Origin of the sequence: Micromonospora haikouensis (assembly GCF_900091595.1) — a bacterium.
Taxonomy (GTDB): Bacteria; Actinomycetota; Actinomycetes; order Mycobacteriales; family Micromonosporaceae; genus Micromonospora; species Micromonospora haikouensis.
The window spans coordinates 84,207-96,919 of record NZ_FMCW01000006.1 but is presented as its reverse complement, the minus strand read 5'-3'; the positions used below and the strand labels follow the sequence as shown (position 1 = coordinate 96,919).

The following is a 12,713-nucleotide window of genomic DNA, read 5'->3' as shown; positions in this document are numbered from 1 at the left end:
CACTCGTGTCGACCAGGTGCTTCACGTCGGCGACCTCCCGGAGGTCGATGGTACCCCGGCCGCCGGACATCGCCCGCGGCCGAATCGCGAGGTGACCGCCCGGATGGTGTTGACTGGACGCCATGTCCGGTACCGAGGAGCTGCTGGTCGAGGCCGACCGGCTCGCGGCGGAGCTCGACTCCGCCGACCCGCCCGCCCTGCTCGACGTCCGGTGGCGGCTCGCCGGGCCGCCCGGCCGCGACGACCATGCCGCCGGTCACCTGCCCGGCGCGGTCTTCGTCGACCTGGACGCCGCGCTGTGCGGGCCGCCCGGCGCGGCCGGCCGGCATCCGCTGCCCGACCCCGCCGTCCTCCAGGCCGCGCTGCGGGCCGCCGGGGTCCGCGCCGGTCACCCCGTCGTCGTGTACGACGGCGGCGACGGCCTCGGCGCGGCACGGGCCTGGTGGACGCTGCGCTGGGCCGGGCACCGGCCGGTCCGGGTGCTGCACGGCGGCTTCCCGGCCTGGGTGGCCGCCGGCCTGCCCGTGTCGACCGACGTGCCCACGCCGGTCCCCGGGGACGTGACCGTCCGTCCGGGCGGGCTGCCGGTGCTCGACGCCGACGCGGCCGCCGCGCTGGCCGCCACCGGCGACGGGACGCTGCTCGACGTGCGGGCCGCGGCCCGCTACCGGGGCGAGCACGAGCCGGTCGACCCGGTGGCCGGGCACGTGCCGGGCGCGGTGAACCTGCCCGCCGGGGAGTACGTCGGACCGGACGGCCGCTTCCCGTCGGGCGGGGCGCTGCGGGAGCGGTTCGCCGCCGCCGGGGTCGCCGACGCCGCGCCCGTGGGGGCGTACTGCGGGTCCGGGGTGACCGCCGCGCAGGCCGTGCTCGCCCTGCACCTGGCGGGCCGCCCGAACGCCGCCCTCTACGTCGGATCGTGGAGCAACTGGGTGGCCGACCCGTCCCGTCCCGTCGCCACCGGCGGCTGAGCGTCCGGCACCCGACCACCAGGGGAGCCGGCCGTCGGGCGAGCCCGCCGACCGGGGAGACACCGGCCACGCAGCAGCGCGTGTGCTGGGCGGCGTCGGTGGCCCGTGCGACGATGACCCCATGTCCGAGGACACGGTGGTGGTGTGGGACGAGGCCCTGCTCGCCTACGACATGGGTGACCATCCGCTCGACCCGGTGCGGGTCGAGTTGACCGTCGCGCTCGCCGGGGAGCTGGGCGTCCTGGGCCGGCCCGGGGTGCGGCTGGTCCGGCCCGAGCCGGCCGACGACGCCCTGCTGACCCGGGTGCACGACCCGCGTTATCTCGACGCGGTCCGGGTCGCCCCCCGCGACCCGCTGTTCGCCGGGTTCGGGCTGGGTACGTCGGACAATCCGGTCTTCGACGGGATGCACGAGTCCAGCGCGCTGGTCGCCGGCGCCACGGTGGCCGCCGCCGAGGCGGTGTGGCGGGGCGAGGCCCGGCGGGCGGTCAACGTGGCCGGTGGGCTGCACCACGCGATGCCGGCCCGCGCCGCCGGGTTCTGCGTCTACAACGACCCGGCGGTGGCCATCGCCCGCCTGCTCGACCTCGGCGCGCAGCGGATCGCGTACGTCGACGTGGACGTGCACCACGGCGACGGCGTGCAGGCCGTCTTCTGGGACGACCCGCGGGTGCTCACCGTCAGCCTGCACGAGACCCCGCTCGCCCTGTTCCCCGGCACCGGCTTCCCCGACGAGACGGGCGGGCCGGGGGCGCAGGGCACCGCCGTGAACGTGCCGCTGCCGCCCGGGGTCGACGACGCCGGCTGGCTGCGCGCGTTCCACGCGGTCGTGCCGTCGGTGCTGCGGGCGTTCCGGCCGCAGCTCCTGGTCACCCAGTGCGGGGCCGACGGGCACCGGCTCGACCCCCTCGCCGACCTGCACCTGAGCGTCGACGGGCAGCGCGCCACCTACCTGGCGCTGCGGGCGCTGGCCGACGAGCTGTGCGAGGGCCGTTGGGTGGCCACCGGCGGCGGCGGGTACGCCCTCGTCGAGGTGGTGCCCCGCGCCTGGACCCATCTGCTCGCGGTGGCGACCGGCGACCCGATCGACCCGGCGACGCTCACCCCGCCCGGCTGGCGTGCGCTGGCCGCCGCCCGCCGCCCCGGCCGGGAGGTGCCGCTGCGGATGACCGACGACGCCGACCCCGCGTTCGCGCCGTGGCAGCCGACCGGCGAGCCGAGCTCGGTGGACCGGGCGATCGCGGCGACCCGCAAGGCGGTGTTCCCCCTGCTCGGCCTCGACCCGCACGACCCTCGGGACTGAGCCGGCGACCTGGGGAGGAGGCCGGAACCGGTGACCACAGTCGACCAGCCGGTGGACGTGCTGCTGAGCGACGGCAGCACCGTCGGGCTGCGCCCGATCCGCCCCGAGGACGCGTCGGGGATCGTGGCGATGCACGCCCGCTTCTCCGAGCGCACCCGCTACCTGCGCTACTTCTCGCCGTACCCGCGCATCCCGGAGCGGGACCTGAACCGGTTCGTCCACGTCGACCACCGCGACCGGGAGGCGTTCGTGGTGCTCGCCGCCGGGCGGATCGTCGCCGTGGGCCGCTACGAGCGGCTCGGCCCGCAGGCCCCCGAGGCCGAGGTGGCGTTCGTGGTGGAGGACGCCCACCAGGGTCGGGGGATCGGCTCGGTGCTGCTGGAGCACCTGGCCGACGCGGCCCGCCGGGCCGGGATCGTGCGCTTCGTCGCCGAGGTGCTCCCGGCCAACGGGGCGATGCTGCGGGTCTTCGCCGACTTCGGCTACCAGGTCCAACGCCAGTACGCCGACGGCGTGGTGCACCTGAGCTTCCCGATCGCCCCCACCGAGGCGACGCTCGCCGTGCAGCGGGGCCGGGAGCACCGCACCGAGGCCCGTTCCATCGCCCGGCTGCTGGCCCCCCGGGGCGTCGCCGTCTACGGCGCGAGCGCCACCGGGCAGGGCGTCGGTGCGGCCCTGCTCGGGCATCTGCGCGACGGCGGTTACCCGGGGCCGGTCGTGCCGGTGCACCCGGGCGCGGCGACGGTGGCGGGGCTGCCCGCGTACCCGTCGGCGGTCGACGCCGGCCACCCGATCGACCTGGCGGTCGTCGCGGTGGCCCCGGAGGCGGTGGGCGCGGTGGTGGCCGACGCGGCGGCGGCCGGCGCGCACGGCCTGGTGGTGATCTCGGCCGGCTTCGCCGAGGCCGGCGCGGGCGGCGCGGCGGCCCAGCGGGCCCTGGTCCGCGCCGCGCACGCCGCCGGCATGCGGGTCGTCGGCCCGAACTGCCTCGGCGTGGCCAACACCGCCGCTCAGGTACGCCTCAACGCGACCCTCGCCCCCGCGCTGCCGGCCCCCGGCCGGGTGGGCATCTTCAGCCAGTCCGGCGCGTTCGGGGTGGCGCTGCTCGCCGAGGCGGCCCGGCGCGGCCTGGGCCTGTCCAGCTTCGTCTCCGCCGGCAACCGGGCCGACGTCTCCGGCAACGACCTGCTTCAATACTGGCAGGACGACCCCGGCACCGACGTGATCATGTTGTACCTGGAGACGTTCGGCAACCCGCGCAAGTTCGCCCGGCTGGCCCGGCGGATCGGCCGGGACAAGCCGGTGGTGGCGCTGGCGTCCCCGGCCCGCCCGCCCGGCCTGGGCGGCGACGCGCCCGGCCCCGACGCTGTCGCGGTGAGCGCCCTGTTCGCCCAGTCCGGGGTGATCCGGGTCGACACGGTCGCCGAGCTGCTCGACGTCGGCGTGCTGCTGGCCCACCAGCCCCGGCCCGCCGGACGGCGGGTCGCCGTGGTCGGCAACTCCTCGGCGCTGACCGGGCTGGCCGCCACCGCCTGCGCCGCCCAGGGGCTGACGGTGGCCGCCGGCTACCCGTCCGACGTGGGCCCCCGGGCCGGGGCGGCCGAGTTCGCCGCCGCGCTCGGCGCGGCCGCCGCCGACGACGGCGTGGACGCCCTCGTCGCGGTCTTCGCCCCGCCGCTGCCCGGCCAGCTCACCGACACCGAGGCCGACTTCGCCGCCGCCCTGCCCGGCGCGCTCGACGCCGGTAAGCCGGTGGTGGCGACCTTCCTCGCCGGGCGCGTGCCGGCGGGGGTGCCGGCGTACCCGAGCGTGGAGGAGGCGGTGCGGGCCCTGGCCCGGGTCGCCGCGTACGCCGACTGGCTGCGCCGGCCGACCGGCGCGCTGCCCGAGCTGCCCCGGATCGACCCCGCCGCCGCGTCCGCCGCGCTGCGCGCCGACGGGGCCGACCCGGCGGGGCTGCTGGGCGCGTACGGGATCGACGTGGTGCCGTCGGTGCGCGCCGGGTCGGCCGACGAGGCGGTCGCCGCCGCCGGGGCGCTCGGCTGCCCGGTGGCGTTGAAGGCCGCCGCCCCCGGGTTGCGGCACCGCCTCGACCTCGGCGCGGTCCGGCTCGACCTGGCCGACGCGGCGGCGGTGCGCCGGGCGTACGCGGAGATGTCGGCGGTCTTCGGCGCGGACGTCCTGGTGCAGGCGATGGTCCCGCCCGGCGTGCCGTGCGTGGTGGAGCTGGTGGAGGATCCGGCGTTCGGGCCGGTGGTCGGGTTCGGCCTCGGCGGCGTCGCCACCGAGCTGCTCGGCGACCGGGCGTGGCGGGCGGTGCCGCTGACCGACGCCGACGCCGCCGAGCTGGTCGACGCGCCCCGGGCCGCGCCGCTGCTGCGCGGGCACCGGGGGGCCGCGCCGGTGGACCGGGCCGCCCTGGCGGAGCTGCTGCTGCGGGTGGGGCGGCTCGCCGACGAGCAGCCCCGGGTGCGTTCGCTCACCCTCAACCCGGTGCTGGCCCGCCCGGACGGCATCTCGGTGCTGCACGCCACGGTGGGCGTGGGCGCGGCGGGCGCCCCCCGCCCCGACACGGGCCCCCGCCGCCTGTAAGGAAGGGCACCTTGTTAACGCATTCTGCATAGGAAGGGCCCCCTCCTAACACCGCTGGGCGCGCGCCGCGCGCGCTCCGGCGCCGCACACGCGAGGGGCCCCGGCGAACCGCCGAGGCCCCTCCTTACGTGTGCCGCTCAGCAGGCGTACGCCTCCAGTCGCTGCGCCCGCTCCGGGGCGCGCAGCTTGAGCAGCGTGACCTTCTCGATCTGCCGGATCCGCTCCCGGGACAGGCCGAACTCCTTGCCCACCTCGTCGAGGGTGCGCTGCCGGCCGTCGTCCAGGCCGAAGCGGAGGCGGATCACCGCCTGCTCCCGCTGGGACAGGGTGGCCAGCACGATCTGCACCTCGTTGCGCAGCTCGCCGTCGGCGGCGGCCGCACCGGGCTCGGCGGCCGGGTCGACGGCGGCGACGAAGTCGCCGAGGGCGCTCTCGCCGTCCTCGCCGACGGCCTGGTCGAGGCTGACCGGCTCCCGGTCGTACGAGATCAGCTCGATGACCTGGAACTCGGGGACGTCCATGGCCCGGGCGACCTCGGCCACGGTGGGCTCGCGACCCAGCGTGACGGCCAGCTCGCGGCGGGCCCGGACCATCCGGTTGACCTGCTCCACCATGTGCACCGGGATGCGGATGGTGCGGGCCTGGTCGGCCATCGCCCGGGTGATCGCCTGCCGGATCCACCAGGTCGCGTACGTGGAGAACTTGAAGCCCTTGGTGTAGTCGAACTTCTCGACCGCCCGGATCAGGCCGAGGTTGCCCTCCTGGATGAGGTCGAGGAACGCCATGCCCCGGCCCGTGTACCGCTTGGCGATGCTGACGACGAGGCGGAGGTTGGCCTCCAGCAGGTGGTCCTTGGCCGTGCGCCCCTCGGCGACGACGATCTCCAGGTCGGCGCGCAGCTCCGTCGAGACCGGCGTGCAGGTGGCCAGCTTCTCCTCGGCGAACAGCCCGGCCTCGATCCGCTTGGCGAGCACCACCTCCTGCTCGGCGGTGAGCAGCTTGGTGCGCCCGATGCCGTTGAGGTAGGCCCGGACCAGGTCCGTGGAGACGCCGCGCTCGTCGGTGGCGTCCAGGTCGGTCAGGGTGTCGGCGGCAGCCTCGGCGTCGGTGGTGACGGCCGGGCCGATCTGGTTCTCGATCATCTGAAGGACCATCTCTGTCTCTCCCCGTGTCCACGTCGGTGCCGCGTTGCCGGCCCAGTGGTGCCGGTGACTCACACTCTGGCAAGCGGGACGTGAAACGGGAGTGAGGCGATCGGGGAACCGACAGCGGATAGGGGTGTGGCGGACCCCTGACCTTGCCAGGCCCGGCTACCGTGCCGGCAGTCGGTCGTTCGGGCCGAATCAGCAGGTCGGCGGCTCGTCGGCCGATCTTCGAGAGGGTGGAGGGCGTCGTGGTCTTCAAGCGGCTCATGCAGGCGATGGGTGTGGGCGGTCCGTCGGTGGAGACGGTGCTGAGCAATCCGAACTGCCGTCCGGGCGGTCAGTTGGAGGGCGTCGTGCACGTGGCGGGCGGCGAGCACGCGGTCGACATCGACTACGTCGCGCTGGGCCTGGCCACCCGGGTCGAGGTGGAGAGCGGCGACAGCGAGTACGAGACCACCCAGGAGTTCCACCGCCGTCAGGTGACGGGGGCGTTCCGGCTGGAGGCGGGGCAGCGCTACGACGTCCCGTTCCGCTTCGACGTGCCCTGGGAGACCCCGCTCACCGAGCTGTACGGGCAGCACCTGCACGGGATGACGATGGGGCTGCGTACGGAGCTGGAGGTGGCGCGGGCGGTCGACAAGGGCGACCTGGACGCGGTGGCGGTGCACCCGCTGCCGGCCCAGGAGGCGCTGCTGGAGGCGCTGCTGCGGCTGGGCTTCCGGTTCGCCCGCGCCGACGTCGAGCGGGGCCACATCTACGGGGTACGCCAGCACCTGCCGTTCTACCAGGAGATCGAGTTCTACCCGGCCCCCCAGTACGCCCAGGCGATCAACCAGCTGGAGGTCACCTTCGTCACCGACCCGCAGCAGGTGCAGGTGGTGCTGGAGATCGACAAGCGGGGCGGCGTGTTCACCGAGGGGCGGGACGCCTTCGGCCGGTTCAGCGTCGACCACGCCACGGTGCACAACACCGACTGGGCCGCCCAGCTCGACGGCTGGCTGCGCCAGTCCATCCAGCGCCGCGGCCTCTTCTTCTGACCCCGGGACCTCTTCGGTGATCAAGAGGTTTGCGTCAGGTTCCGGCCGGCGGCTGACGCAAACCTCTTGATCACCAAGGGTGGGGTCAGAGGTCCAGGAGGAGGGTGCGGGGGCCGACGTTGACGCTTTCCACCAGCATGTGGGTGCGGAAGCGGCCCGTCTGCACCGGGGCGCCGCGCTCGCGCAGGGCCGCCACGACCGCCTCGACCAGGGGCTCGGCCACCTCGGCGGGGGCGGCGGCGGTCCAGCTCGGCCGCCGGCCCTTGCGGGCGTCGCCGTAGAGGGTGAACTGGCTGACCACCAGGATGCCCGCACCGGTGTCCGCCGCGCTGCGCTCGTCGTCCAGGATGCGCAGCTCGTGGATCTTGCGGGCCATGGTGCGGGCGGTCTCCCCGGTGTCGGTGTGGGTCACCCCGAGCAGCACCAGCAGCCCGTCGGTGACCGCGCCGACGACCTCCCCGTCGACGGTGACGCTGGCCCGGCCGACGGTCTGCACGACCGCCCGCATCAGAGCACCGCCCGTGTCGCCGCCGCCGGCATCCGCGTGGCTCTCAGCGCCCGCATCAGTCGGTCACCGGCTCGACGATGCCGCGCTCCACCAGGTGCGCCACGATCGGGCCGGCCGCCTCCGCCAGCTCCTGCGGCGTCACGTCGTGCGCGGCGGCGAGCAGGGCGAGCTGGTCGCGCATCGGCAGCCGGCCGTCCGCGCCGCCGACCAGGGCCAGCACCAACGGGTCGATCTCCTCCGTCCAGCGCAGCCCGTGCGGCATCGCCAGGACCTGCCGGTCCACCGCCCAGCCCTCGTCGCCCATGGTCGCCTCCTGCCGCAGCTGGAGCCCCTCGGCGGCCCGGTAGCGCGCGTCGAGCAGCCCGTCGGCGCCGTGCGCCCGGAGCCAGTCCTGGCGGTCGAACCAGGCGGCGATCTGGCCGCCCAGCGGCGGCTCCACCCGCTGCCGCAGGTCCTCCACCCGCACCACCGGGTCGGCGTGGCCGCCGCGGCGCAGCGAGACGATGCCGAAGCCGATCGCCTCCACCTTGTGCGCGTCGAACCAGTCGAGCCAGGCCGCGGCCCGGTGCGGGTCGGCGGCCTCCCCGACGTCGGTCAGCCACAGGTTGACGTACGCCATCGGGTCGGCGACCTCCCGCTGGATGACCCAGGCGTCCAGGCCGGTGCCGGCGAACCAGCCGGCCACCCGCTCGTCCCAGTCCTCCCCGGTGACGTGCACCCAGTTCGCCAGGTACTGCATGGTGCCGCCCTCGGTGAGCAGCCCCGGTGCGGCGGCGGCCAGCTCGGCGCCGATCGCGTCGCCGACCCGGCCCGAGTCCCGGTACACGTGGGTGGTGGTGCCGGGGCCGACCACGAACGGCGGGTTGCTGACCACCAGGTCGAACCGGCGCCCGGCGACCGGGGCGACCAGGTCGCCGCGTCTCAGCTCCCAGTCCTGGCCGTTGAGCGCGGCCGTGGTGGCGGCGAAGCGCAAAGCCCGCTCGGAGACGTCGGTCGCGGTGACCCGGCGGGCGTGGGTGGCCAGGTGCAGCGCCTGCACCCCGGAGCCGGTGCCCAGGTCGAGCGCGGTCTCCACCGGCCGGCGCACCGCCGCCCCGATCAGCGTCTGGGTCGCCCCGCCGATGCCGAGCACGTGCTCGGAGTGCAGCGGCCGGCCCGGCCGGGAGCTGACCGGCAGGTCGGCGAGGACCCACCAGTCGTCGGCGTACGGCTCCAGGTCGACGCCCGCGCGCAGCCCGTCGCCGTGCCGCTCCACCAGGCCCCCGGCCAGCGCCTCGGCCACGGTCAGCGGGGCGAGCGCGGCGGCCACCGCGGCCTCCGGCTCGGTCTGGTCGCAGATGAACACCCGGATGAGGGTGGCCAGCGGGTCGAGGTCGGCGGTGGCGCGCAGGGCCGCCCGGAAGTCGTTGCGGGCGATCCCGCCGGTGGCCTGCGGTCCGAGCCGGTCGGCGATGCCGTTCGAGGTGTACGCGGCGCGGGCGAGCGCCGTCCGGAGCGCCTCGACGCCGGCGGGGGAGAGCAGCATGTCGTGTTCGTCCACGTCGCCATCCTGCCTGCCGGGCCGAGTGCGTTCGTCGCCACCCGACATTTCCATGTTCAGTCCGCGTGGCGGCAGATGGGCAAGCTCTCCAGGCGGTGACTGTAGTGCTCGGCGAGCGGTTGGAAACGCCGGGTGGCCTCGTCGACCATGCCTGCGCGCCAGGCGTCGCGCAGTCGGGAGACGGTCTCGGCGACGAGGTCGGCGGTGCGTGCCGGGTCGGCCCCGATCCTGTCGGCCATCCTCCGGAAGTCGTCCACCCTGATCGACCACGGCACCTTCTCGCCGTTCAGGCTGAGGGCGAGGGGCTGATACCGGTAGGGTCGGTAGACGGTGAGTGAGTGGAAATCGTAGACGGGCGCGAGATCCGCCGTTCTACCATCCCGATAGATCAGCGCCCAGTTCTTCAAGTGCGCGTCGGTGTTGCCGACGACGAGCATGGCGACAAGCCGGCGGATGAAGTCGTCGTAGCCGTCCTTCCCGGCCAACTGCCTGATCGCCGATGCCAGAGTGTCATAGGAGACGTTGGACTCGCTGTACTTGAACCTGGGGTCGACGTCGGCCACCTGAGCGAAGTCCTCGACGTGTACCTTGCCCTGGGCCGTACGATCGAAGCGATTGATCACGTAGACCAGATCGGCCGGATCGACGATTCCGTCGGCGAGACCGGCCACCTCTCTCGCGGCGATGAGTTCGACTGCTGGGACGGGAAATCCGGCTGCCGCCATCCAACGCATCGTGACGAACTCGTTGGCCGGCAGTTCCCTGAGGCTCTGATCCGGGAGCTTCACGATCCACCAGCCACCGTCACCACTCACGGGCACGGAGAGTCGATCGGCGGAGATCGAGTACTTGAGCTGCACGCCGGCGAGTGAGTGCCGAAGCGGGTGGTCGGGGAGCTGACCGTCCGAGTCGTGTGGAAGCATGTCGCCCTCGGGCTCGTGGTCGCCGGAAACGGTCACCGCTCCGGGCAGGTTGCTCCCCACCCGTAGCAGCAGGGTGAAGTCGCCAATGTTCCCGCCACCCAGTTCCCGGACGATCTGACGGCGGAGCGCGCCCTCGGGAAGCAGATTGGCGAACCAGGCGGGCAGGCCGACGCGTGCGCTCCGGATCTTTCGGGGATCGTCCTCGAACACCTGGCCGAGGATCTTGTGGTCCGGGCGGGACAAGTCGTCCTCGTAGTGAAACTCCGATCCACCTTGCCAGTAGGCGATGTGTCCTACCCGGCGGTTGTGCAGGCGGACCTCTGCCGTCGTCGTGGTGTCCATGTCAGGCGGCCGACCGGAGGATGTCGGTCATGGCCCGTCCGTCCCGAGCCCCCCATTCGCTCATCCGGTCGACGTGAGCGGCGATGGCCGTGGTGCAGGCCGTGGCCCGATGGGACAGGAAAGCTTCCCAGTGCTGGTCTGCAAGCAACTGTTGGCCCCGTTCGTCGATGAGCTGACTGGCGGCGACATGGGCCGGCGCCGACGCGAGTTGCGCCGGCGACGTCCGCTCGCCGGCCGGCAGAACGAGACGGTTGGCGAGGGTGTCCGTCAGGGCGGACCCGCCGGCCGCTAGGAACGGGCGTAGCGGGCTGCCGTTCTCCAGGAGCCGGGTGGTGTCCAGGAGGTCCCCGCTCGCGGGATCACGTGGCTCCAAGGACAGCAGGCCCAGGGTGTTGATCTTCGCCATGGCGTGACTGAAGTGGATCTTGTCGAGTTCGGGGACGAAGTCTGGGAAGGGCTGGACTCGCCGGAGGAGTTCCGCGGCGCCGTCCACCGCCTTGGGGACGTCCACTGCGGCGACCTGTCCGCGGATGTCGGCGACGCTGACGCCTCGGGCACGGGTCCCGGCCACCGCGCTGCGCCACACCCATCGACGAAGCAGGGTCGCGGCCCGTTCAGCCGGCACGCCGTGCAGCTTGACGAACCGCACCAGGGTGGGCAGGACGTGTGAATAGGGAAGCAGCCTGATGTGCGGTATTCCGCAGGTGCCCCGGAGGAAGTCCACGGCGTCACGGAGCGCTCCGGCGACCTCTCGCAGGGTTTCGGCGGGGTCGTCCCCTGGGGCGAACTCCTGACGGAAGTCCTCACGGAAGACGTCCCCGCCGCGATAGGCCAGCACACATCGCAGGGCCAGTCGGTCATCGATGGTCCCGAAACCCGACTCGGCGGTGATGCGGCCGAGCCCGGGGAGGGTGGTGAGGTCGTCGGCGACCGTGCCGGCGTGCAGCGCCTGGAAGACCTCCGACTTCGTGAGGCGTTTGCCCGTCGTGTTCATCCGGGTGAAGATCTCCAGCAGTGCGCTCTCGTCCGAGGAATGCACGACATAGGTGGGGATCTGGTATTCGCGGATGGCCTTGGCGGCCTGATCGGCCAACGTCAGTTGCGATTCGGTCAGCCAGTTCGAGTTGCTGCGCATCCACCGAAGCAGGACTGCGGTGTCCAGCAGGAAACTGACCGGAATCCAACTGCGGGGCGGTTGCTGACGGGTGCCGCTGGTGTGGAACTCACCGGAGTCCAGATCCAGATGCACCCGGAACCGGGGATCCACCGCCTGGTGTGCCTGGGTGAGGGCCCCCACCAGGGACACGATTCGCTGTTGGCCGTCCACGACCCACAGCGCCGCGCCGGTCTCCTCTGCGTCGATCGTCAGCGGTCCCACCTGCAGCCGTTGGGCCGGTGCGGGGCGACGCCAGAGCAGAAGGTTACCGATCGGGAATCCGCGCAGCAGACTGTCGAAGAGCTTGACGATGTCGGCTGCTTCCCACTTGAACGCTCGCTGGAAGGGAGGGATGCGAACTGTGCCCTGCTCGACGTCGCGCACCAGGTCTTCCGGAGTCCGGTACTCGACGCGAGGTCGTTCGAGGCTTGGCATCGACTGTCTCCCTCGTGGCTGGTCGTTTGAGCCTAACGGCTTCGACTCGTCCGGCCTTTCGGACCTGGTGGCGACATGCGGGGGTGCATGCCGCCTCGGACGTGGCCAGCCGTGTCGGCTCCGAGTCCAGGCCGTTGGCCGGGCAAGATAAGGGCATGACGTTCTCGCTGCCCATCGACCCCGAGGCCAGCCGGCTGCTGGAGCGCAGCCCGCTGGCCCTGCTGCTGGGAATGACGCTCGACCAGCAGATCCCGATGGAGAAGGCGTTCTCCTCGCCGTACGTGCTGACCCAGCGCCTCGGGCACGAGCCGGACGCCCGCGAGCTGGCCGGTTACGACCCAGAGGCCCTGGTGGCGGTCTTCGCCGAGCCGCCCGCCCTGCACCGGTTCCCGAAGGCGATGGCCGCCCGGACGCAGGAGGTGTGCCGGGTGCTGGTCGACCGGTACGACGGTGACGCCGTCCGGCTCTGGGCCGACGTCGCCGACGGGCGGGAGTTGCTGCGCCGGATCACCGAGCTGCCCGGGTTCGGCCGGCAGAAGGCGCAGATCCTCGTCGCGCTGCTCGGCAAGCGGTACGGCGTCACCCCGGCCGGCTGGCGGGAGGCGGCCGGCGGCTACGGCGACGCCGACGCGTACCGGTCGGTGGCCGACGTGGCCGACGCGGACTCGCTGCGCCGCGTACGCGAGTACAAGCAGCGGATGAAGGCGGAGGCGAAGGCCGCGAAGGGCTGACGAAACCCGCGCCGCTCGGGCTCGTTGAGC

General features: G+C 73.7%; 10 protein-coding genes. 5 read left to right on the top strand and 5 right to left on the bottom strand.

Translation table 11 applies throughout. The features are described from left to right. Nucleotides 1-122 precede the first annotated feature (122 nt). The 3 genes from GA0070558_RS07975 (at nt 123) to GA0070558_RS07965 (ending at nt 4,866) form a co-directional block, all read left to right on the top strand. The gene (locus tag GA0070558_RS07975) at nt 123-971 is read left to right on the top strand and encodes a sulfurtransferase (protein WP_091277308.1); all 849 of its coding nucleotides are present in this window, start codon (nt 123-125) and stop codon (nt 969-971) included. Nucleotides 972-1,092: 121 nt separating this feature from the next. Further along, entirely contained in the window at nt 1,093-2,274 is a 1,182-nt protein-coding gene (locus tag GA0070558_RS07970) for an acetoin utilization protein AcuC (protein WP_091277306.1), read from the top strand. Between the two features lie 30 nt (nt 2,275-2,304). Then, nucleotides 2,305-4,866, top strand: a complete 2,562-nt coding sequence (locus tag GA0070558_RS07965) for a bifunctional acetate--CoA ligase family protein/GNAT family N-acetyltransferase (RefSeq protein ID WP_091277304.1) — start codon at nt 2,305-2,307, stop codon at nt 4,864-4,866. A gap of 137 nt (nt 4,867-5,003) precedes the next feature. Here GA0070558_RS07965 and sigB read toward each other — a convergent pair whose 3' ends face one another. Then, nucleotides 5,004-6,020: an RNA polymerase sigma factor SigB gene (gene sigB, locus GA0070558_RS07960; RefSeq protein WP_043962501.1), complete on the bottom strand. Its 1,017-nt coding sequence runs from the start codon at nt 6,018-6,020 to the stop codon at nt 5,004-5,006. 239 nt (nt 6,021-6,259) lie between these two features. Here sigB and GA0070558_RS07955 point away from each other — a divergent pair, with 239 nt between their 5' ends. Beyond that, nucleotides 6,260-7,048 carry a sporulation protein gene (locus tag GA0070558_RS07955; protein WP_091277513.1) on the top strand — a complete coding sequence of 263 codons (789 nt, stop codon included), beginning with the start codon at nt 6,260-6,262 and terminating at the stop codon, nt 7,046-7,048. 85 nt (nt 7,049-7,133) lie between these two features. On the opposite strand, the gene dtd is transcribed toward GA0070558_RS07955, so the two are convergent. From dtd to GA0070558_RS07935, 4 genes are read right to left on the bottom strand one after another with little or no spacing between them, the layout of a single operon-like run. Continuing rightward, a complete protein-coding gene (gene dtd / locus GA0070558_RS07950) occupies nt 7,134-7,556 on the bottom strand; it encodes a D-aminoacyl-tRNA deacylase (RefSeq protein ID WP_077936784.1) in 423 nt (140 codons plus the stop codon). 55 nt (nt 7,557-7,611) lie between these two features. Beyond that, the gene (locus tag GA0070558_RS07945; RefSeq protein WP_176734138.1) at nt 7,612-9,096 is read right to left on the bottom strand and encodes a DUF7782 domain-containing protein; all 1,485 of its coding nucleotides are present in this window, start codon (nt 9,094-9,096) and stop codon (nt 7,612-7,614) included. A 56-nt stretch (nt 9,097-9,152) separates the two neighbouring features. Beyond that, a complete protein-coding gene (locus tag GA0070558_RS07940) occupies nt 9,153-10,361 on the bottom strand; it encodes a type II toxin-antitoxin system HipA family toxin (protein WP_091277302.1) in 1,209 nt (402 codons plus the stop codon). 1 nt (nt 10,362) lies between these two features. Next, nucleotides 10,363-11,952, bottom strand: coding sequence for a DUF262 domain-containing protein (locus GA0070558_RS07935; protein ID WP_091277300.1), 1,590 nt, complete (start codon nt 11,950-11,952; stop codon nt 10,363-10,365). A 155-nt stretch (nt 11,953-12,107) separates the two neighbouring features. On the opposite strand from GA0070558_RS07935, the gene GA0070558_RS07930 reads away from it, so the two are divergent. Beyond that, on the top strand, nt 12,108-12,683 hold the full coding sequence (locus GA0070558_RS07930) for an HhH-GPD-type base excision DNA repair protein (protein WP_091277298.1): 576 nt from the start codon (nt 12,108-12,110) through the stop codon (nt 12,681-12,683). The last annotated feature ends 30 nt before the right edge of the window (nt 12,684-12,713 follow it).